The sequence below is a fragment of the Chryseobacterium sp. FR054 genome (assembly GCF_056844565.1).
The window spans coordinates 186,355-207,188 of record NZ_JBXDSA010000002.1 but is presented as its reverse complement, the minus strand read 5'-3'; the positions used below and the strand labels follow the sequence as shown (position 1 = coordinate 207,188).

General features: G+C 41.1%; 19 protein-coding genes. 6 read left to right on the top strand and 13 right to left on the bottom strand.

Going from position 1 to position 20,834, the window contains the following annotated elements:
• Positions 1 to 131: 131 nt before the first annotated feature.
• The 4 genes from AC106S_RS08290 to AC106S_RS08275 form a co-directional block, all read right to left on the bottom strand.
• Positions 132 to 2,798 carry an MGH1-like glycoside hydrolase domain-containing protein gene (locus tag AC106S_RS08290; protein ID WP_482438609.1) on the bottom strand — a complete coding sequence of 889 codons (2,667 nt, stop codon included), beginning with the start codon at positions 2,796 to 2,798 and terminating at the stop codon, positions 132 to 134.
• Between the two features lie 76 nt (positions 2,799 to 2,874).
• On the bottom strand, positions 2,875 to 3,684 hold the full coding sequence (locus AC106S_RS08285; protein WP_482438608.1) for a glucose 1-dehydrogenase: 810 nt from the start codon (positions 3,682 to 3,684) through the stop codon (positions 2,875 to 2,877).
• Positions 3,685 to 3,756: 72 nt separating this feature from the next.
• Positions 3,757 to 4,230: a GNAT family N-acetyltransferase gene (locus AC106S_RS08280; protein WP_482438607.1), complete on the bottom strand. Its 474-nt coding sequence runs from the start codon at positions 4,228 to 4,230 to the stop codon at positions 3,757 to 3,759.
• Between the two features lie 2 nt (positions 4,231 to 4,232).
• Positions 4,233 to 4,850: a DUF1684 domain-containing protein gene (locus AC106S_RS08275; protein WP_482438606.1), complete on the bottom strand. Its 618-nt coding sequence runs from the start codon at positions 4,848 to 4,850 to the stop codon at positions 4,233 to 4,235.
• Positions 4,851 to 4,984: 134 nt separating this feature from the next.
• Between AC106S_RS08275 and AC106S_RS08270 the strand changes: the two genes are divergently transcribed.
• Positions 4,985 to 6,559: a GMC family oxidoreductase N-terminal domain-containing protein gene (locus tag AC106S_RS08270; RefSeq protein ID WP_482438605.1), complete on the top strand. Its 1,575-nt coding sequence runs from the start codon at positions 4,985 to 4,987 to the stop codon at positions 6,557 to 6,559.
• A 3-nt stretch (positions 6,560 to 6,562) separates the two neighbouring features.
• Here AC106S_RS08270 and AC106S_RS08265 read toward each other — a convergent pair whose 3' ends face one another.
• The 3 genes from AC106S_RS08265 to mqo form a co-directional block, all read right to left on the bottom strand.
• Entirely contained in the window at positions 6,563 to 7,429 is an 867-nt protein-coding gene (locus AC106S_RS08265) for an AadS family aminoglycoside 6-adenylyltransferase (RefSeq protein ID WP_482438604.1), read from the bottom strand.
• Between the two features lie 4 nt (positions 7,430 to 7,433).
• On the bottom strand, positions 7,434 to 7,835 hold the full coding sequence (locus tag AC106S_RS08260) for a hypothetical protein (RefSeq protein WP_482438603.1): 402 nt from the start codon (positions 7,833 to 7,835) through the stop codon (positions 7,434 to 7,436).
• A gap of 82 nt (positions 7,836 to 7,917) precedes the next feature.
• The gene (gene mqo, locus AC106S_RS08255; RefSeq protein ID WP_482438602.1) at positions 7,918 to 9,423 is read right to left on the bottom strand and encodes a malate dehydrogenase (quinone); all 1,506 of its coding nucleotides are present in this window, start codon (positions 9,421 to 9,423) and stop codon (positions 7,918 to 7,920) included.
• Between the two features lie 533 nt (positions 9,424 to 9,956).
• Here mqo and AC106S_RS08250 point away from each other — a divergent pair.
• Genes AC106S_RS08250 through AC106S_RS08240 form a run of 3 tightly spaced genes read left to right on the top strand, consistent with a single transcriptional unit; the run spans position 9,957 to position 12,682 of the window.
• Positions 9,957 to 11,063 (top strand): hypothetical protein, encoded by a 1,107-nt coding sequence (locus tag AC106S_RS08250; RefSeq protein WP_482438601.1) that lies wholly within the window; start codon positions 9,957 to 9,959, stop codon positions 11,061 to 11,063.
• 11 nt (positions 11,064 to 11,074) lie between these two features.
• Positions 11,075 to 11,896 carry a hypothetical protein gene (locus AC106S_RS08245; RefSeq protein ID WP_482438600.1) on the top strand — a complete coding sequence of 274 codons (822 nt, stop codon included), beginning with the start codon at positions 11,075 to 11,077 and terminating at the stop codon, positions 11,894 to 11,896.
• Between the two features lie 12 nt (positions 11,897 to 11,908).
• Positions 11,909 to 12,682: a hypothetical protein gene (locus AC106S_RS08240; RefSeq protein WP_482438599.1), complete on the top strand. Its 774-nt coding sequence runs from the start codon at positions 11,909 to 11,911 to the stop codon at positions 12,680 to 12,682.
• 74 nt (positions 12,683 to 12,756) lie between these two features.
• On the opposite strand, the gene AC106S_RS08235 is transcribed toward AC106S_RS08240, so the two are convergent.
• On the bottom strand, positions 12,757 to 13,797 hold the full coding sequence (locus tag AC106S_RS08235) for an NAD(P)H-dependent glycerol-3-phosphate dehydrogenase (RefSeq protein ID WP_482438598.1): 1,041 nt from the start codon (positions 13,795 to 13,797) through the stop codon (positions 12,757 to 12,759).
• Between the two features lie 224 nt (positions 13,798 to 14,021).
• On the opposite strand from AC106S_RS08235, the gene AC106S_RS08230 reads away from it, so the two are divergent.
• Positions 14,022 to 15,050, top strand: a complete 1,029-nt coding sequence (locus AC106S_RS08230; RefSeq protein ID WP_482438597.1) for a M23 family metallopeptidase — start codon at positions 14,022 to 14,024, stop codon at positions 15,048 to 15,050.
• A 352-nt stretch (positions 15,051 to 15,402) separates the two neighbouring features.
• On the opposite strand, the gene AC106S_RS08225 is transcribed toward AC106S_RS08230, so the two are convergent.
• The 5 genes from AC106S_RS08225 to bamJ form a co-directional block, all read right to left on the bottom strand.
• Positions 15,403 to 16,578, bottom strand: a complete 1,176-nt coding sequence (locus AC106S_RS08225) for a MoaF-related domain-containing protein (RefSeq protein ID WP_482438596.1) — start codon at positions 16,576 to 16,578, stop codon at positions 15,403 to 15,405.
• Between the two features lie 18 nt (positions 16,579 to 16,596).
• A complete protein-coding gene (locus AC106S_RS08220) occupies positions 16,597 to 17,271 on the bottom strand; it encodes an NAD(P)-dependent oxidoreductase (RefSeq protein WP_482439564.1) in 675 nt (224 codons plus the stop codon).
• A 36-nt stretch (positions 17,272 to 17,307) separates the two neighbouring features.
• A complete protein-coding gene (locus AC106S_RS08215) occupies positions 17,308 to 17,718 on the bottom strand; it encodes an Rrf2 family transcriptional regulator (RefSeq protein WP_482438595.1) in 411 nt (136 codons plus the stop codon).
• A 66-nt stretch (positions 17,719 to 17,784) separates the two neighbouring features.
• Positions 17,785 to 18,735 carry a hypothetical protein gene (locus tag AC106S_RS08210; protein WP_482438594.1) on the bottom strand — a complete coding sequence of 317 codons (951 nt, stop codon included), beginning with the start codon at positions 18,733 to 18,735 and terminating at the stop codon, positions 17,785 to 17,787.
• A 173-nt stretch (positions 18,736 to 18,908) separates the two neighbouring features.
• Positions 18,909 to 19,343, bottom strand: coding sequence for a BamJ family beta-barrel-assembly machinery protein (bamJ, locus tag AC106S_RS08205; RefSeq protein ID WP_482438593.1), 435 nt, complete (start codon positions 19,341 to 19,343; stop codon positions 18,909 to 18,911).
• A gap of 136 nt (positions 19,344 to 19,479) precedes the next feature.
• Here bamJ and AC106S_RS08200 point away from each other — a divergent pair, with 136 nt between their 5' ends.
• On the top strand, positions 19,480 to 20,481 hold the full coding sequence (locus AC106S_RS08200; RefSeq protein ID WP_482438592.1) for a catalase family protein: 1,002 nt from the start codon (positions 19,480 to 19,482) through the stop codon (positions 20,479 to 20,481).
• The last annotated feature ends 353 nt before the right edge of the window (positions 20,482 to 20,834 follow it).

The window sequence follows — 20,834 nt, the reverse complement described above, 5'->3', positions numbered from 1 at the left end:
GAAATCAAATGATTTTAAAAAAGGTAGAAACAGAATGTCATTTATCAATGATGATTTTCGTAACTCTCTTCTTCCACCTCGCGGCTTCAAACCTGTCTAAAGCAGAAATTATGATCCCGGACCCGCATTTTTTATTTTTTCTGACTGGTTTTTTCCTCCGGCATTTCCGTTTCAGATTCTGCCATTTCTTTTTTGGAGAATCTCGGCTGCAGGATCTTTGCTATCAGCCCTGTCCAGCCCGTCTGATGAGAGGCTCCTGCTCCACGGCCGTTATCCCCGTGGAAGTATTCATAGAATAAAAGATAATCTTTAAAATCAGGATCTGTCTGAAATCTTTCATACTGCCCGTGTACAGGACGTTTTCCATTTTCATCCTTTAAAAATATTTTAGCCAGCCTTTTGCTCAGAGAGTCTGCAATCTGATCCAGGTTGGAATAATTTCCGCTTCCCGTAGGATACTCAACCAGGAAATCAGGGCTGTAATAAAAGAAAAAGCGCTGCAGGCTTTCAATGATCAGGAAATTAACCGGAAACCAAACGGGCCCGCGCCAGTTGCTGTTACCCCCAAAAAGTCCGCTGTCGCTTTCGGCCGGTGTATATTTTACAGTATAATCCGTTTCATTGAGATTAAGGGTATAAGGGTTCTGCTCATATTCTTTAGAGAGCGCCCTTACTCCGTATTCACTTAAAAACTCATCCGGATTCAGCATCCTTTTCAGTAACCTCTTCAGACGATGCCCTCTGAGCAGGGATAAAAGGTGTTTGGAATCCTGCCCCTTCACTTCCCATCGCGAAACCAGGGAAGCCAGCTCCGGTTTATTGTCCAGCACCCACTTCATTCTTTTTTTGAAATTGGGAAGATTTTCAATCATTTCATCATCTATCACCTCAACGGCAAACATGGGAATCAACCCTACTATTGTTCTTAACTTTAAATACATGTGCGTTCCGTCGCTGGAAGCAATGGCATCGTAAAAGAACTCATCTTCCCCGTCCCAAAGACTGAAATCTTCTTCCCCCATATTATCCAGGGAATTGGCAATGGACAGAAAGTGTTCAAAAAATTTCATCGCCATTTCCTCATACACATTATTGTAGAGGGCCAGTTCCAGAGCTATTCTCATCATGTTCAGGGCAAACATGGCCATCCAGCTGGTGCCGTCCGACTGCTCGAGCTGCTCTCCGTTGGGAAGAACGGAATTCCTGTCGAAAACACCGATATTATCAAGCCCCAGAAATCCTCCTTCAAAAATATTATTCCCGTTATTATCTTTCTTATTCACCCACCAGGTAAAATTCATCAGCAGCTTCTGAAAAGCACTTTCCAGGAATTCAAGATCCGGTTTTCCTTTCAGATATTCGTCAATTTTAAATACCCGGAAAACGGCCCAGGCATGTACAGGAGGGTTGACATCGCTGAAGTTCCATTCATAGGCCGGAAGCTGTCCGTTGGGATGCATGTACCATTCGAAGAGAAAAAGTTTCAGCTGGTATTTTGCAAAATCAGGATCAATAAGCGAAAAACTTATGGTATGGAAAGCCAGATCCCAGGTGGCATACCATGGATATTCCCATTTGTCGGGCATAGAAATGATATGTTCATTATTAAGGTGCTTCCAGTCATAATTCCGGATGTTTTCACGGGATTTGGGAGGAGACATTTGGGCAGGATCGCCTTTCAGCCATTTTTCAACGTTATAATGATAATACATTTTATTCCAGAGCATTCCCGCAAATGCCTGTCTTTGTATGAGTTTTTCGTCTTCTGACGGTATTCCATCCTGAATTCCGGCGTAAAAATCGTCGGCCTCTTTCCTCCTCTGTTCAAAAACAGCATCACAGGCTGCGAACGGATCACTCAGTTCCTTATCAGAAATCCTGAATTCAAATGTTTTGGATTCTCTGCCTTTAAAATGCTCATCTATGAAAAAAGAGGCTTTAGTTCCTGTATTTTCAGGATTTACCGACCGGGAATCACCGGTCATTATATAATTATTGATACCGTCTTTACAGTATCCTGATGTATTGGACGACCGGTAAAGTCTTTCGTTATTGGTTTCGTTATTACAGAACAGGACTTCAGAAAACTGTCTGGCGTAGATATTTTTTATTTCGAGATCTTTATGATCTGCTCTGATCCGTCCGCCCTTTTCAGCAAACAGCCTGGGCTGATAATCATCATATCCCCAATTCCAGGTATTCCTGAACCATATTGTGGGTAAGACGACAAGGGAAGTTTCCTTTTCTGATCTGTTGATCACGGTAAGCCTTACCAAAATATCATCAGGACCTTCTTTGGCATATTCAATGAAGATGTCAAAATATTCATTGGAATCAAAAATTCCGGTATCAATCAGTTCATATTCCGGTTCATTTTTATCTCTTTCTGCATTGGTCTTTACAAGGTCTTCATAGGGAAAGGCTTTCTGCGGATATTTATACAGCATCTTCATATAAGAATGCGTGGGAGTGGAGTCCAGGTAATAAAAATACTCCTTCACATCTTCTCCGTGGTTTCCCTGGCCGTTGGTAAGGCCAAAGAACCGTTCTTTTATCATCCTGTCTTTTTTATTCCAGAATCCTACGGAGAAGACCATTCGCTGCAGATCATCACAGATTCCGCAGATCCCTTCCTCACCCCAGCGGTACGTTTTGGCTTCGGCTGTATCATGGCCGGTATAGTTCCATGCATCACCGTTTTCACTATAATCTTCACGCACAAGCCCCCATTCCCGGTTGCTGACGTAAGGTCCCCATTTTTTCCAGGAAACATCTGAAATTCTTTGTTTTTCCGTCATAAGCGTTGATTATGAATAATGAATACGCAATGGAGCAATTCTGAGCTAAAATAAACGTTTTACCCCCTGTATCCTTCTACCCTCCGGTAGAAAAGCTCTCAAAAGTAGTCATTCCTCCATCTGCAAAGATGCTGGTGCCTGTAATATAATCTGCCTGATCGCTTGCCAGGAACACGGCTAAATTTCCTATATCCTGCGGCTGACCGATCCTGTTATAAGGAATAAGGGTAAGCAGTGAGTTGAGGGCTTCAGGGGTATTCCACGCATTGGTATTGATCGGGGTCTGAATGGCACCCGGGCAGATAGAGTTTACCCGGATCTTATCAGCACCGTATTCCTGAGCCAGGGTCTGCATCAGCATTCTTACGGCTCCTTTGCTTGCTGCATAATTGGCATGGCCAGCCCAGGGAATAATTTCATGAACAGAGCTGATATGAATGATTTTTCCGCATGCCACAGAGCGTGAAGGATCTATTCCGCGACGCAGAAATTCTTTAATCGCTTCTCTTGCACACAGAAACTGCCCGGTAAGATTGACTCCTATTACGGCATTCCACTGATCCAGGGTCATCTCTGTAAATTTTGCATCCTTCTGAATTCCTGCATTATTAACCAGGATATCTACTGTTCCCAGCTGCGAAACCACATCCTGAAACATTCTCACGACCTGATCTTCCTTAGAGACATCACACCGGTAAATGATCGCTGTACCTCCTGCTTCCGTAATTTCCTTCAAAACCGCCTCTGCTTCTTCCGCAGACCTTTCTGAGGAGTGATTGATAACCACTGAAGCTCCTGCTGCTGCCAGAGATTTTGCGATTCCTGAACCTATTCCGCTGGATGCTCCTGTAACCACAGCGACCTGATTATGAAGTGATATTTCCATATTCTGTATTTGATGTTACCCAAAGTTATGGAAGAAATCAACAGAACGGAAGCTTTTGAATTTAAAATTTTCTTAAAGTTTTTTATACATCAGATATTGAGGTCCGCTTCTTCCCATCCTTGTTTTTCCGTCATAAGAATATCCTGCTTTAAGGTAAATATGGTAAGCCAATTCATTTTTCCGGTTAACGGCCAATACAATTTCATTACAGTGAGGAAAATTTTCCCTGACAAAATCATCCACTCCAGCCATCGCTTCTTTTCCTATTCCTTTGCCCTGCATTCCGGGATTTACAGACAAAGACCTCAACAAAACGGAATCTCCGTTATCCGTAAGATCCAGTTTATCTTCACCAAAATCAAGGACAAAAAACCCTGCCGGCACATCATCCTCCATAATGATCACCGGAAAAGAATCATTATCATCCCTCTCTTTTATTCTCTGAAGTGCCTGTTCTGCTGTGGAGGTAAAACGTAACTGGTCTTCATCCAGAGCATAGTTCACTTCAGAAAGATCTTCCTGCTTAAAGAATCGTAACGCTACCATAATCAATGATGATAAATATCTTTGTACATCACTCCTGCCTTTATTTCCACGGGAAGCTTATTTTCTTCCGGAACGACCGGACAATTGTAGTCATACGCGTTATAGGCACAGAAAGGCTGATAAGACTGGTTAAAATCAAGCAGAATGGTATCTCCTTCCGGTATTTTCAGGTCCATATACTTCCCTCCTCCGTAGGTTTCTCTGCCATTGGTTTCATCCCGGAATGGAAGGAAAAGATAATCTTTATATTTATCTTGCTTCATAAGATCCAGACTCTGATACAGGGTAAGGGTATACGGTTTCTCATCCAGCATAAAGTTTACTTTACCGTATTCCCTGTACTTTTTTGTTTTTCCTGAAGAAGTTGGAAGTTCAAAAGGTTCTGCATCTTTAGTTTTAACCAGTGTTGCCGTAATCCTGTATTTAAGATTGAACGGAAAAAAAGGATGTCCTTTAAAATTGGTAAAATCATCTCCACGCAGAGGGGTCCGCTTGGGATCTTTATATTCTCTATTAAGGTCACGCTGGAATTTTTTGACTTCCATAACTTCTCCTGACACAATTCTCTGTGAGAAAACCATCAAGGGAAATAACAAAAATAAAATGATATATTTTTTCATAAATTTTCAGAATTATAAGTAAAACTATGAATTTTATGTGGCATGAAAAGTTAAAATTGTGATAAAATAGTATAATCTGTTTTAAATATATCCCCAACCTCTTTTTCCAGCATATTTTTTGACAGGGAATGATTATGGACAGAAAACAATTCATTAAAACTGGCATCCTGGCCGTATCCGGGTTTTATTTTCTTAATTCCAACCTGTTTCAGGCTGCCCGGCTTCAGCCTCAGAAATATACGGTTGATGCTCCCATTATCATCATAGGAAGCGGTTATGGCGGTGCTGTTTCTGCATTACGTCTGTGTGAAGCCGGAAAAAAAGTGATTCTTCTGGAAATGGGACTTAACTGGGAAAAAGCAGGAATTCCCTACTCCAGTCTTCTGAAGCCCGGAAAAAGTGCTGCCTGGCTGAAAAATAAAACGATTGCCCCGTTCATGAATATATTCTCTATCACTCCATTTACCGGAACTCTGGACCGTATGGATTTTGAAAACATCAGTATCTGGGCCGGCAGAGGTGTGGGAGGCGGATCCCTGGTGAATGGCGGTATGGCAGTTACCCCGAAAGAAAGCTACTTTAAAGAGATTTTCCCTGACCTTGATGCGGAAAAGTTTTATCATCATTATTTTCCTCTCGTCCATAAAGAGCTTAAAGTAAATGTCATTAACGAACAGTTCCTGAAAGACTGTCCTTATTATAAATTTACCAGAGTGGGAGAAGCGGAAGCACACAAAGCAGGATTCAAAACCATCCGGGTTCCCAATGTCTACGATTTTCAATACATGGAAAAGGAATACAGAAATGAGGTCCCCCGTTCGGCTCTTAACACCGAGGTGATCTACGGCAACAATCACGGGAAAAACAGCCTGGATAAAACTTATCTGAAAAAAGCGATGGCAACAGGAAATCTGGAAATCCTTGATCTCCACCGTGTAGATTATATCAGACTGAATGATGACCAGACGTACACTTTAAAAGTTCAGGAAACCGATACATCCGGAGCATTGGTCTCTGATAAAATATTCAACTGCAAAAAGCTGATTCTTGCAGCAGGAACTATGGGAACTCTGAAACTGCTGCTTCACTCCCGGGCTGTAAACGGATTTCCTGTTCATGAACGTATCGGGAAAAGCTGGGGTAATAACGGAAATTTCATGACGGGAAGAAACTGGGTAAAACCTTTATCCGGCGGAACGGGCGCCAGACAGTCTACGATCCCCGTAGGCGGAATTGATAACTGGGACGATCCCGAGCATCCGTTTTTCACAGAAATTGCCCCATTGCCAATGGGAATGGACGTGGCTACGGCTCTTTATCTGCTCATCAACAGGGTTGACAGAAAAGGTGAAGTGACTTATGATCCTGACAAAGGCGAACTGGTACTGAACTGGAATGAACAGCATACCGCTGAAATGAGGGCCAATGCAGATTATTTTATAAAAAAAATGAACAGGGCCAACGGGGGAACAAGAAGCCATCTCCTTTTTAAGAACGGATTCGGTGCGGATATATGTTATCACCCGCTTGGCGGCTGTGTTTTGGGAGAAGCCACCAATGAATACGGAAAACTGAAAGGGCATGAGAATCTGTATATTCTGGACGGATCTTTAATTCCCGGAACCATTGGAGTCAATCCGTTCGTTACCATTACGGCTATTGCAGAATACTGCATGGAAAACCTGATCAGGCAGAATGAATTTGCTTAAAATTTAAAGCAGCGATTTTACCTCATCCAGATATTTTCTGATGTCTTTTTCCAGCTTATCAGGATAGGAAAAATTAAGTTTCGCGGCTAAAGATGATCCGGTTTCATGTACCAGATCCATAAGAACGGCTAAGGACTGCCAGTTTTCATCAATGCTGCTTCCAGAGAAGGTAGCTTCAATTCTTTTCCACAGATCTTCAGGAAGGTATTTTCGGAAAAGTCTTCCGTGTTTATTCGTGGTAATATCTGTCCAGCCCTGCGATTCAGCAATATGCCATTCGATAAGGGGAACCAGATAATCTGTTCTTATGACATTTTCGGCCATGAATTTTGCATAAAAAATATCACCGCGCTTCAGACATTTGGCCACATAGGTTGTATCCCACCAGAAATCATTGATCAGTTTAGAAAAGTCCTCTTCCTGCGGCTTTTGAATCATCACAGACTGATAGGTTGGAGGTTTTAGCCCTTTCGTCAGCCCCTCTTTATCAACCAGTATTTTATATCCTACATCCCAGTCCTCGGGAAGAGATTCCTGCTGAACTTCTGCCAGAAAATCTTTTTTGCCGTAAAGCTTGAAATCAACTTTTACATGATCCCGGTACAGTACCATTTTCATGGCATGCTTTCCTTCAAAAACGCTGTCATCTTCTTCTATCATGGAAATCGGCACTCCGAATAGAGAAAGCCAGTCGTGATGAATTTCGTAAGGCTCCCTGTTTTCAAAAACAAGTTCCACATCAAGGTCGCTGAAATCATCTACGGGGGCATAAGGATTCACCAGTGAACTGGTGAGCAGTACTGCGCGGATATCCCGGTTATCTTCGGCCCATCGGATGATCTGTTTCAGTTTTTCCTCTCTTGTTTTCATAGCATTAATAAGATTCTGAAATTTTCACCCGGTACACATCCAGTGAATTTCTTTTGATAGATTCCACAAAAAACCCGCCTTCTTCAGGAATTACTTCTTTCAGGTCAAAGCTCTTACAGTCGCGTGGAAGCCCCGAAAAGATCAGGGTAAACCAAAAGTCCTGCATAAACGGAACGGGTGTCCAGTTGGGATATATGGTAATATTTTCAGCATGAATGAGGCTGCTTTTATGCTCAGACTGGTTATCGAAAAGATAGGTTGAATGCCAGATCCTGATCAGGTTTCCCAAAAACGGGGAAGCCGGAAAACAGCAGTGTACAATAACCTGCTTTTCCTCTTCTGTTTTTGCCTGAAGAGATTCCAGGAGCTCTTTTGCGATGATGGGTTTTACAACAACTTCTTCCACTTTTTTATGAGTAATGGGTAATAGGTAATGAGTAATGGGTAATGTATCCAGATTACTTATTATCCATTGCCCATTGCTTGTATTAATAGTCTAATTCTAATTTCTCTTTGGTATAATTTCTCATCTTCACGGTAAGCTCCGGATGATCGGCCAGTTTCTGTCCGTAAGAAGGCACCATTTCCAGCAGCTTTTCTCTCCATTCTCCGTGAAGTTTTTCAGGGAAGCATTTTTCAAGCACATTCAGCATAGCATATACGGCGGTGGAGGCTCCCGGAGAGGCTCCGAGAAGAGATGCAATCGTTCCTTTTTTATTGACAACCACTTCGGTTCCGAATTCCAGCTTACCGCCTTCCTGCTCATCTTTTTTAATGATCTGAACCCGCTGTCCGGCTACTTTAAGCTCCCAGTCCTCTTCTTTAGCGTCTTTAACAAATTCCCTCAAATGCTGCATTCTCTGGGATTTTGTCATGGCCACCTGCTGAATCAGGTATTTCGTAAGCGGAATATTATGCCACCAGGCTCCGAATAATGATCTTAAATTTTTTGTATTCACGCTTTCCGGCAGATCAAGATAACTTCCTTCTTTCAGGAATTTTGTGGAAAATCCGGCAAATGGACCGAATAAAAGGGCTTTTTTACCATCAATAATTCTGAGATCAAGGTGAGGAACCGACATTGGGGGTGCATCTACGGTAGCCTGTGTATAGACTTTGGCGTGGTGCTTTTCTACCAGTTCCTGATTATGGCTTACCAGCCACTGTCCTGAAACCGGAAAACCTCCGTACCCTTCGCTTTCTTTAATATCTGAACTGTCCAGCAGCGGAAGCGCATATCCTCCCGCTCCGATGAATACAAAATCGGCAACGACTTCCTGCCTGTGGTTATGAATTCTGTCTTTTACTTTCATCTCCCACTTTCCGTCTTCCCTCGGATCTATATCTTTCACTTCATGATACAGAAAGACTTCCACATTGGAATCTTCAAGCAGGTGTCTGCCCATTTTACGGGTGAGGGTTCCGAAGTTCACATCAGTTCCCATATCCATTTTGGTGGCAGCCATTACTTCAGACTGGTTTCTTTTGCTCATTACAAGAGGAATCCACTCTTTAAGCTGTTCATGATCGGTAGAATACTCCATACCGGAAAACAGAACAGATTCCGACATTTTTTCATGGCGTTTTCTGAGGTATTCTGCTTCTTTTTCGCCAAACACCAGGCTCATATGGGGACATGAATTGATAAAATCCTTAGGATCCTGAATATATCCTTTGGTAACCAGATAGGACCAGAACTGTTTTGATATTTCAAACTGCTCGGCAATGCTTTCTGCTTTGCTGATATCAATGGTTCCATCCGGTTTTTCCGGAGTGTAATTAAGTTCACAAAAAGCAGAATGCCCGGTTCCTGCGTTATTCCAGGCTGCGGTACTTTCCTTAGCAAATCTTCCCAGCCTTTCAAATATTGCGATTTCCAGTTCGGGATCAAATTCGTGCAGCAGTGTTGCTAAAGTGGCGCTCATTATTCCGCCACCTATCAGGACAACATCGTACTTTGGTTTCGGTGTTCTGCTTGTAAGCGATTGTGACATAATTTAAAATTTTACTTCAAATTTCGGGAAAAGTTTTATAACTGAAAATGCGTTTAACGATTTTAACATGTTATTTTTTACCGGTAAAATTCTTTCGGTTCCGGCAAAAAAATACGATGGAAAGTATCAATAGATTTTCATTGAAAGAAGTAATGATCTGACTCTTTTTCATGCTTTTTCATCATCGGAACCTCTATTTTCATAAAAATTACAGTCTGATTTCACGATGCAGAATTCTCACCGGAAGGACTTAAATCGTTAAAAAAAATTATAAAAACATAAGTTTTTTTAAGTTCACCACAAAGAATCCTTCAATAATAAATATTTACACAATAACAATTTATCAATATTTCGTGAAAAACATTAAATATAAAATTAAAAATCTCACTTTTCATTGAATAAAATACAATATTTAACATTTTAAAATGCGAAATAACCATTAATATATTATTTATTTTGTGTAATTTGCATTAAAATAAACACAACTTAAGACACAATTCAATTAAAAATATTTCTTTCTAAACATAGTACAGATGAAAATTATTAATTTCGTAAGTACATTTTTCGCAACAGCGGCATTAGCCCAGAGCGGAAGTGTAGGAATCAACACGTCCACACCGGACCCCAGTGCAATTCTGCACATTGAAAATTTCAACGGAATACCGGCAACAGCAACGGCCACTGTTTCAGGTGGAACTGTCACAGGTATTACCGTAACAAATGGCGGAAGCGGCTATACAACAGCTCCAACCATTAATTTCTACGGAGGCGGAACGATTGTAAACGGCGGAAATAAGGCCCGTGCAACAGCCGTCATTTCGAACGGTTCCGTGACAGGAATTACTCTTAATAATGGCGGTAGCGGCTATACTTCCGCTCCATCGGTTACAGTATCCGGAGGAAACAAAGGCCTTCTTTTTCCCAATCTTAACCTTGCCAATCTTGCCAGTACCACAACTCCTGTAAATGGCCCCGTAAACGGACTTATTGCTTTTAACGGAGGAACCAACAGCAACAATAAGGCACTGCATATCTTTAACAGTACCCTAAACCGGTGGCAGAGTACCATCGATGCCGAAGATACTCCTAAGGTAGCTTATCTGGATTTTACAGGATCTTTATCTGCCCTGGATAATGCTGTTGCCGGTGCCAATACCCTGCTAATAGTAAATCCTCCTGCTATTTCGGGGGTTTCCAATATCAATGGTTTCAAGGTAGTACAGAATACCTTGTCAGGTGGCTATTCTTTGGTTCTTCCGCAGGGAAATTATCTGGTAGAGGTTAACCTGAATCTTAATTCTCCACCGGAAAGCCCTTCCGGACAGGGCGGAACCGCTCCTCTGTCGGGAAGCTCCTATTACCTGATGGGGTATTTTATAGATTTCTATGGGGATACCTATAATAATGCTACCAACACATTTACTGCAGGGGTCAACACCCGGAAGGAAATTCCGATTGTTTCCAAAACCAACACAAATCATCTTGCTTCGTGGTCCTACTATTACAGTATTCCGGCTAACGCGAATGCCAATATCATCGGAGGTTTGAGACTGAGATTCGGAAGAATGCAGAACAGTACGTTTTATGACCTTGTTAATGTAATCCCAACCGGATCTTACATCAAAATATCTAAAATTTAAACACTTTAAACATGAAAAGGAATTATATCATGCTATTTTTATGGTTAGCTCACACTTTCTGTGCGCAGGTTGCTATTGGTAAAACAAGCGTCAATACTTCTGCTGTTCTGGAAGTATCCGAATCTACCAATAAAGGAGTACTTCTTCCAAGAGTGGACATTGTGGATATTTTAAATAACACTACCCCGGTCAATAATCCTGCTGAAGGGCTTCTGGTATACAATAAAGGGAATTCCATCAGTCCCGGGTTATATTTATGGAAAAACAACCGCTGGAGCCAGATTGCGGACACCTATAATCTGGTAAGCTATATGATGCTTCAGAGAAACACGGATTATGCTGTATTGGGAAATCTTAACAACGGTACTTATAAAGATTTCTCTGATGCATCGTTTACAGTCGTATCCAATGATATCGGAGCTTCATACAACACTGCTACCGGGGCTATTACTCTTCCCGGCAACAGCGGCTATCTTGTGAATGTATGCCTGAACATCAAAACAACTCTGGAAAGCAGTTCTGCCGGTATCGGCAACACACCGGTACACCTGCACCAGTATCTTGTAAGGCTCTGGGATCCTGCAACGAACACACAGTACGGCAAAACGATAAGCATCAACGCCCAGTCCATTGCCAGCAACAAAACGCATACGCTTAATCTGAGCTTTTCTTTTGTAACTACCTCAACGGGGCCTATCAGCCTGATGCCTTCCATAGCACATGATGCAGGAGGTACTTACCAGATGGGATCCGGGGGTACTACTCCCAACAACGGCGAGATCATCATTACCAATGCGAAGATTGATATTCAGCGGTCTGCACTTAACCAATAAACGACCAGAAAAATGAAAAAACTTATTTATACGATCTGTATGGCTGTATTTTTCAGCGCAACAGGAAGGGCGCAGGTTGGCATTAACACCAATACTCCCGGCTCCGGCAGTGTACTGGATATTAATTCATCCAATAAAGGCGTTCTTTTTCCACAGTATGATCTTATCACCCTGAACAGTACTTCCAGCCCGGTCTCCAATCCTGCGGACGGATTGATGATCTACAACAAAGGAGGAGTATCTGTGCATCCAAAAGGTTATTATGTATGGATCAGAAATCAGTGGCAGCGGGCTATTCTTTCAGGATCAGAGCCACAGAGTATGTCCCTGACGATAGGCTCCGGTACCCTGATTCCGGCCAACAGCAGCAATCATACCCTTAGTGGTTTTACAGTGGCCTCCAATAAAATTACCGGGGCTTCATTAGGCTCCGATACGTCTTCTATCACGCTGCCAGCCGGAACATATATCATCCGGTATTCCGTAGATACCAGCAACGCCAATAATAACTCAGGGCCTGCCAATACACAGTATCTGTCCCAGAATTTTACCTGTACACGTTCTTATCTGACGAACTCTGCGGGAACCGCTGCCATTACGGAACAAAACAGGATGTGTGAATTATCCAGTTCCTTTACTTTTTTTCAGGGCTCCTATTTTCTGACCATAGCAGCCCCTCTTACGTTTAAGCAAAAGTTTGAGTTTGATACCGGGAACGGATTTACCAGCAGCAATCTTAATGCAAGGTCTTCATTTGTACTGGTTATTACAAAAATGAGCGAATAAAAAAACTTAAACCCCGGGAGGTTTAAGTTTTATATCATCAAAACAGGGCTTTAAAGGATAAAGCCTTGTTTTTTTTAATTTAATTTTGCCGTTAATTTTTTAAACTGTTTTTCTGCATTTTTACCTTCGTAAAGAATAGCATATACGGTATCGATAATGGGCAGTTTAAGATTTTTCTGCTTTGCTGTTTTATAGATAGAGTCTGCTGCATAATATCCTTCCGCCACCATATTCATAGACTGGATGGCAGATTTCACGGTATATCCTTTTCCGATAAGATTTCCGAGATTACGGTTTCTTGAGAAAAGAGAATAGGCGGTTACCAGCAGATCTCCGAGATAGGCACTTTCATTTACATCTCTCGGTGCTTCGTATACTGCTTCAAGGAAAGTCTCCATCTCACGGATTGCATTGGAAACAAAAACGGCTGTAAAGTTATCCCCGTATCCCAGTCCGCTTGCTATTCCTGCTCCAATCGCAAAAATATTTTTAAGAATCGCACTGTATTCATTTCCTAAAATATCTTTACTGGAGTGTACTTTAATAAAATCTGAACTGAAAATTCCATCCAGTTTTTCAGATGTTTCGTCTTCCACCGCTGCAATAGTAAGGTAGGAAAGTCTTTCCATCGCTACTTCCTCTGCATGGCACGGGCCTGCAATCACCGCCTGGTTTCTGAATCCGATTTTAAATTCATCACGCAGGTAATGCGCGACCACATCATTTACTTTAGGAATGATCCCTTTGATTGCTGAAACAAAGATCTTATCTGAATAATCGCAACTCATTTTATCCAATGTATCATACAGATAAATGGATGGTGTAGCCAGAACGACCACATCACAGGCAGAAACCAGTTCATTGATATCCGTTGTCAGCTTTAAGCTCTTCAGATTAAAATGGGCAGCGGTAAGATAGGTTGGATTATGTCCGCGAAGCTCAATAGCTCCTTTCACAAACTCACTTCTTACACACCAGTGCACTACTTTACAGTTTTCAACAAGCATTTTCACGATGGCAGTGGCAAAACTTCCACTTCCTACCACCCCTACAGAAATCTCTTTATTATTCTTTTTTGGATTTGAAGATTCTGAAATTATTTTCTTTTTAGCCATAATTGGAATGTGAACTGCAAATATATTAAAACAAGATGTAACAGGGCTTTTGAAAGGATGATAAAACCCATATTCTGAAAAAATTAACATTCCCACACAATTAAATGCTTAATTAAACGTTAAATACAGAAAAATATATTTTTAATTTAAGAATATCCCTCAAAACTTATTTTTAATTAAATTTGCACGCTTAAAACTGTTTTATAATATACTAAGAGAGAAATATGAAGAAATTTCTAAGCAGCAAAAAGAACGTAAATATTCTTCTTGGAGGACTTTTACTGGTAGTTTTTGCACAAGGTGTTGTGATTGCAAGGCTGTTTTCTCAAAAAGATGACAAAACCTACGAGATCAACCTTGTAAAAATAAACACTGAAAAAGACAGTGTAGATTACTTAAAAATGAAAACAGATCTTACTTTAGTAGATCAGACTGTGGCACAGCTTAATTCATTTCTTAAATCCAAAGATATTTCGAGTGAAAAACTGATGACCCTGAGCAAAGACAGTATTTCGAATTCTGTATATCTGGCAAAACAATCCAACCGATACAGCCAGTATCTGATGGACCTGCAGAACAAGCTGATGCAGGTTCCACTGGGAATGCCTGCTGACGGCTATATCTCATCCAATTTCGGAGTCAGAAAAAATCCTATTCCTTTCAAAACCGTATTTGCCTCTGTAAAGCCAACTGCTTCAGCAGAACCTAAACCGGTAGCTGCTGCTCCAAAGCCTGAAGTAAAACCTGTACCGGTTGAAAAAATCGTGGAAGTTACGGACAGCTATGGAAACAAAAGGGAAATTAAGGTAATGGTTACTCCGAAGGTTGCTCCGGCCGCCCCCACTCCGGCACCTGCTGCTGCTTCAGCAAAATCTGTTGCAGGAAATACCAATTCCAAAGTTACGATGGAAAAAAATAACCCTCCGGCAGAAGCAGATCAGATGCAGTTTCACAAAGGACTTGATATTGCTGTTGCCTATGGCTCGGATGTAAGAGCCGCTGCTGCAGGAACTGTAATTTTTTCCGGTCAGAAAGGCGGTTACGGAAACTGCGTGATCGTTTCTCACGGAAATGGGCTGGCTACCCTTTACGGCCACTTATCACAGCTTGTTTCAAAGGTTAATGATAAAGTGAAAGTAGGACAGGTTATCGCCAAATCCGGAAATTCAGGACGTTCTACCGGCCCGCATCTTCATTATGAAGTACACAAGAACAATACACCGGTCAATCCGAAATTGTTTATGAATTTATAACAACCGGCGGCTGTCTTTTCAGGCAGCTGTTTTTTTATTTTATACTCGGAGTTTTTGTTGGTATGATAAGGCGCTAATATTTTCATTTTTAACTGTTTTAAGGTACTGGAAAAATAGGTTTCAATCTTAAAATCTGCTTTATCTGTTGTTGCATGATTGGTAAAATGATATGGAGCTAAATTTTATCGGAGAGAAAATCATTACGCCTTAATTATGCAGTATGAAATTATGCGATCTGCGAGCATAAAGCAAATTTGTAAATGTTTGTGTGTAATATAATTAAAACCTAACAGGTTCCGGAAACCTGTCAGTTTAAAAAAACTGCTGCCCGGATAGACAGCAGCTGTATTATTCAGTCCAGAATCCTGAGTGTTCCTTTCAGGTGCCTGAATGAACCATCCGGATCTGCAATATTCGTATACACTATATTTTTGTTATAATCCTGAATATGGGTAATATTGGAACCCAGCTTCGGTTCGTGCCAGTACACCATAAAAACATTCTTTGCCACTTCCACCGCTGTATACTGTACCGTATCAGCAGCTCCTTTCACTTTTCCGTCTGTTCCTGTGAAAGACATATTCTTATTGTCTTTGAAATCAAGCGTAAAGCTGAATGTTCCGAGATTGGCCTCTACTTTGTGGCCGATGGCCGGATATGGAGATTTTAAATCCCAGGTCATTTCCCCCAGAAAAACTTTCACACCCATTTCCAATTCTTCTTTTCCGGGAAGTTCAGGGTATTTTTTGAGCATAAAACTGACGATAGTTTCCGCTGTTTTGTTCTCAGTCACTGCTTTTTTATAATTCTCAAGATAGTTTTTCATAAAATCAAGAGATTGGGGCAACAGGGAATTTTCTGAAAAGTGCGAGGGTACAACCTGCTCTGGTTTCAGGGCTTTCATAGCATCAATCACGGAAATCCAATGGTCAACAGCCTTTAGATCCTGGGTATCTGCCATCCAGACATGGGACCCCGTGGATACTGAGATGCCTCCTGCAACTGTTTTTAAAGAGGGAATCCATAAAAAGCTATGAGCCGGATCCTCGGGATTCTGTTTTATTTCAATCTTATTTCCTTCCAGATCAGGAATGCTGTTCACCGCCTCCGGAATAATGATCTCTGTGGGAGCATCTTCTTTGAGCTGTGGTTTCCAGACGGCCATTTTATCATCCTTTGATGCTGAAATCAGGTAAGCAGTCTGTGCGGTAGAAATAATTTTCGCGCTGGGAAATGCTTTACGGATCACATCTAATCCGAAATAAAAATCCGGGTCGCTGTGGGAAATGAAAACGGTTTTAAGGTTTTTACCCGTTGCCTTTATTTCCTTTACCAACTGTTCGGCGTACTGCTTCTGAAACTGAGCATCAATAAGCATGGCATCTTTATCTCCATAGATGATGGTGGAAGTAACAGAAAAGATAGCTTTTGATCCCGGATTGTATACTTTGATCCTGAGATTCCCCGCTGACAGCATATTGACAGCAAACAACAAAATGATCAGAGGTAATAATTTCTTTTTTAACATTGGCTTTTTTCTGATCAGTTAATACGCTGCGGTAAAACGTTCACGGATATGATTGTTCTGCTCCAGTTCGTCCACAAGGGCTACGGCCACATCTTCTACGGAAAGACGGCTTCTTCCGTTCTCATCAAAAACCGGAGTTTCCAGGGAAGTTCGGTATTTTCCTGTTCTTTCTCCTGTGTTGGCCTGATTCATTTCAATAGCCGGGCTGAAGAACGTCCAGTCCAGGGTATTGTTTTCCTTTATCCTGTTCAGGTAATCTCTTGCTGCGGTGGCTCCCGGTTTGTAAGCTTCCGGAAAATCAGGGGTATCTACAATCTGTACGTGATCCGGTGTATACAGGCTTCCTGCCCCTCCTACCACGATCAGTCTTTTCACTCCGGACTCTTCCACTGCTTTTTCAATGTTCCGGGATCCGGTTAAAAAGTCGTTATAAAGATCAGGGTTCGTCCACCCTGCATTGAATGCACTGATCACAGCATCACTTCCTTTCAATGCTTCTGCCAGTTCGTTTACATTATTTACATCTACACTTTTTGCACTTACATTGGCCCGTGTTTTTACCTTCGATGCATCTCTTACTAAAGCTTCTACGGCATATCCTCTTTCTGCCAGTTCATTTACGATCTGTGTTCCTACAAATCCTGTTGCTCCGATTACGGCTACTTTTTTCATATTGTTCTGTTTTAAATTAATTGTAATAATTTTTGTTACATTTATGGGTAAAAAATTTTACTCAAACTGTTCGGAAAATTCTTTCAGAGATCTGTTTCCCAGAAAACCGGCAACCAGCTTATCGGTTTCTTCAAATAAGGTATCCAGATGTACATTGATTTCTTTTCCAACACTGCAGGCCGGATTGGGATTCTGATTTTTCTTCCCCAAAACTTCCGTATTTTTCACTGCTTTATAAATTTCAGAAATACTGATGGCTTCAGCATTTCGCGCTAGCCGGCTTCCGCCGTCTTTTCCCTGTCTGCTGGCAATAAGACCTGCTTCTCTCAAGACACTGATCTCCTTTCGGACAATCACCGGATTGACATTGATGCTGCCGGCGATCCAATCGGATGTAAGCCAATCCTGAGGACTTTTCGCCAGTAAGGTCATAATATGTATTGCCGTAGCAAATCTTGTATTGTTCATTGTAATTACAGGGCAAAGATAGACAAATTTTTAAATGTAACAAATTTTATTACAGTTAAATTTTTCTTAAAGGATTAAGCGATCTAAATCCAACAGCAGATAATTGATATTCTGATTGATGGTTCTGGTGGCCGACTGCATCTGGTTAAGCATAGCCGCCCGGTTATGGAGATCATTAGCCCGGTAATAACCTCCGTCGCTGAATATCACAGATTTATCCGCATTCTGCCGGTTATCATCAAACTGGTAATGCAGCCAGCGCTCTTTCATGTTTCCGATAATAGAACGGCCTTCCCTGTTGGAGAATTTTTTCTCGGTATACATATACCAGATGAATGGCGGAAAATTCGGGGACTCCAGTTTTTCTTTCCAGATATCTCTCAAAAGGTTTCTCTGGTGAATAAATTCAACTTTCTTTCCTTTAGGATTCAGGGTGGCAAGACCGAAACCTGCTCCCAATACCCCTCCCCCGATGTCTATGGCATTGCTCCAGCCTTCGTCTTTTACAATCCCCCCTGCAATGGATGCCGCTGCTCCCGCAACAATTGAATAGAGAATCAGTTTGTTGTTTCTGGAATCATTCAGGTTATCCACATAATTCCCGATCTGGGCTACCCTTTCTCCTTCACAGTCGAATTCTGCTGCAACAGCATCCAGTTCGGTAAGCGCAATGGTAATTTTGCTGTTGATCTTACTCTTCAGCTGGAGTACTTTAACCTGGGACGCAAGGGAAGAATCTTTTTTCAGATCCATGATCTGGTGAACTTCATCCAGATTATCCAGCGCATTCAGAATGAGGATACTCTGATCTGAAAATGTAGTCTTCAGTTCTTTATTTGCGCTCAGTATGGAGTCTGAATTATAAGACGGAACTTTATTACTGTAATTGTATTTAAAAGGTGCTTTGCAGTAGCTGTCCTTCAGGGTGAGGATATTCTGTCTGATGACCTGATTTTTTTTAGAGACACAGGAAGCCATCAGCAGGGAAACAGCCAGTAGATAAAAAATTTTTTTCATTCAGTCAGATTTTCAGGTAGGATCAGTTGGTAAGAACCGTCTGAAACAGCTAATTTAAGATAAAATTTGTTGCTTTTAAACACTTACCTTAAATTTTAGTTCATTCTAAGGGAATACAAATAAAAAAATTTACCTGTATCCAGGTAAATTTTTAATCTATTTTTTTTAAGCCGTTACTTAATATCCAGCAGTTCCACTTCAAAAACAAGGGTGCTGTTCGGTCCGATCTCTTTGCTGATCTGCTGATCTCCATATGCTAAATGCGGCGGGATAATCAGTCTCCATTTGCTTCCAACAGTCATCAGCTGAAGAGCTTCTGTCCATCCTGCAATGACTCTGTTCAGAGGAAAAGATGCCGGAGTACCTCTTTTTACAGAGCTGTCAAAAACTTTCCCTGAGATTGTTGTTCCGTGATAATGGCATTTTACCGTAGATTTAGGTCCCGGTTTTGCTCCGTCACCTTCAGTAATAATCTCATACTGAAGCCCGCTTGGCAACTGTACAACACTTTCTCTTTTGCCGTATTCCAGCATATATTCCTGGCCGTCTTTCAGGTTTTTTTCGGCCTGTTCTTTTTTACGTTTAAATAACATGTCTGCTACTCCCATAACTCTAATTTTTTACAAAGATAGGTCTTTTTGGTGTTGAAAATAGTTTTAGGGGCTGCTAAAAAATTCAGACAACTTTAATATTATGTTAACACAGAATCAGAAACTTGGCGTTATAATTGGATTTAAAAACTAAATGCCACATCCACTAAAATATAATAAGAAATTTGATGAACTGAGTGAGGAGGAAAAAAAACTTCTGGAAATCGCCAAAAAGAGTATTGCCGATTTCGTGGAACAGTCCTCTTCCATCAGCGATGTCAATTATGCCACCAGGAATGCCCATGCCAGAACTTACGCAATAGCAGAGGGGATTTTTTCCGTGGATAAGAATATTCCTGAAGAACTCCGTCTGTTTTTTGACAAGGAGCAATTCAATCTTACCATCCGGATATCCAATGCCCGGCTAAAGATCAGCAGATCCCAAAAAGATATTCCGGCTTATGGGTTTGCGGTAAAAATAAAGAATGAAAACGGAGGACTCATCGCTAATTTTCCTCTTGTCAATTTCCCTCTGTTTCCTGTTAATTCGGTTTCAACATTTCTGAAGCTCTTTACAGCTGTCAACAGGTTTTACATGAAAAAACGGAGTTCAGTTTTTCCTATTATTGCTCAAAGTGTCAAAATCATTCCTTCGCTTTTTACCTTATCATTCGTCAGGAATATTCTGAAGCTGATCCGTAAGAGAAATGATTTCATCCTGTCTTTTGATTACCATTCGGTAGGTACTTACCGTCTTGGTGACCAGATTATCAAAATAAAGGTAAGTCCAAAATCCACAGATTCTCATTTTGGAAAAAAAACAGGAACAAAAGAATCCATAAAAGCCTATTTACAGGATCATGATTTTAAAGCTGATGTTTTCATCCAGTTCTGTTATGATCTGAAAGACCAACCCGTCAACAAACTGAATACGGAATGGAAAAATTCTCCTTTCGTTAAAATCGGAGAGGTGGTGATACCTAAAAACTCTTTGCTTGATCCAAGAGACTGTACCCATGAACTGTTGTCTTTTAATCCGTTTGAAAGCGTGACTGCTCTTCAGCCGGTGGGAAAGATCCAGAAACTGAGGGATGAAGCTTACAAGGTTTCCGTACAGACCAGAAGGAAGATTAATAAGCTTCTGCATGGGAAATAGATCCTGAATGCTCTGCATAAGTCACAAGAGACACCAAAGGCTTTACACTTTTTAGTGCAAATAAGTTTAATGCTTTATGCATAAAAGTACACATAAGTCCTTAGAAATCTACGATTTCTATGTACCGCAGAATAAAAATCTGCTCAATCTGTGTAATCTGCGAGAGAAAAAATATCCACAAACATATGTGGAATTCGTGCGGTCTATGGGAAACTTGAAAGAAAGATCAGTGTATCTGTACAATGTTTTTTTTACCACAATATACTTTACACTTTAGTGAAAATAAGTTTAAAACTTTATGCATACAAGCACACATGAGTTTTTAGAAATCTATGATTGCTTTGGGGATGATT

Coding starts and splice junctions, on each gene's coding strand:
- AC106S_RS08290 (WP_482438609.1), bottom strand. CDS start 2,798: ATGACGGAAAAACAAAGAATTTCAGATGTTTCCTGGAAAAAATGGGGA.
- AC106S_RS08285 (WP_482438608.1), bottom strand. CDS start 3,684: ATGGAAATATCACTTCATAATCAGGTCGCTGTGGTTACAGGAGCATCC.
- AC106S_RS08280 (WP_482438607.1), bottom strand. CDS start 4,230: ATGGTAGCGTTACGATTCTTTAAGCAGGAAGATCTTTCTGAAGTGAAC.
- AC106S_RS08275 (WP_482438606.1), bottom strand. CDS start 4,850: ATGAAAAAATATATCATTTTATTTTTGTTATTTCCCTTGATGGTTTTC.
- AC106S_RS08270 (WP_482438605.1), top strand. CDS start 4,985: ATGGACAGAAAACAATTCATTAAAACTGGCATCCTGGCCGTATCCGGG.
- AC106S_RS08265 (WP_482438604.1), bottom strand. CDS start 7,429: ATGAAAACAAGAGAGGAAAAACTGAAACAGATCATCCGATGGGCCGAA.
- mqo (WP_482438602.1), bottom strand. CDS start 9,423: ATGTCACAATCGCTTACAAGCAGAACACCGAAACCAAAGTACGATGTT.
- AC106S_RS08250 (WP_482438601.1), top strand. CDS start 9,957: ATGAAAATTATTAATTTCGTAAGTACATTTTTCGCAACAGCGGCATTA.
- AC106S_RS08245 (WP_482438600.1), top strand. CDS start 11,075: ATGAAAAGGAATTATATCATGCTATTTTTATGGTTAGCTCACACTTTC.
- AC106S_RS08240 (WP_482438599.1), top strand. CDS start 11,909: ATGAAAAAACTTATTTATACGATCTGTATGGCTGTATTTTTCAGCGCA.
- AC106S_RS08235 (WP_482438598.1), bottom strand. CDS start 13,797: ATGGCTAAAAAGAAAATAATTTCAGAATCTTCAAATCCAAAAAAGAAT.
- AC106S_RS08230 (WP_482438597.1), top strand. CDS start 14,022: ATGAAGAAATTTCTAAGCAGCAAAAAGAACGTAAATATTCTTCTTGGA.
- AC106S_RS08225 (WP_482438596.1), bottom strand. CDS start 16,578: ATGTTAAAAAAGAAATTATTACCTCTGATCATTTTGTTGTTTGCTGTC.
- AC106S_RS08215 (WP_482438595.1), bottom strand. CDS start 17,718: ATGAACAATACAAGATTTGCTACGGCAATACATATTATGACCTTACTG.
- AC106S_RS08210 (WP_482438594.1), bottom strand. CDS start 18,735: ATGAAAAAAATTTTTTATCTACTGGCTGTTTCCCTGCTGATGGCTTCC.
- bamJ (WP_482438593.1), bottom strand. CDS start 19,343: ATGGGAGTAGCAGACATGTTATTTAAACGTAAAAAAGAACAGGCCGAA.
- AC106S_RS08200 (WP_482438592.1), top strand. CDS start 19,480: ATGCCACATCCACTAAAATATAATAAGAAATTTGATGAACTGAGTGAG.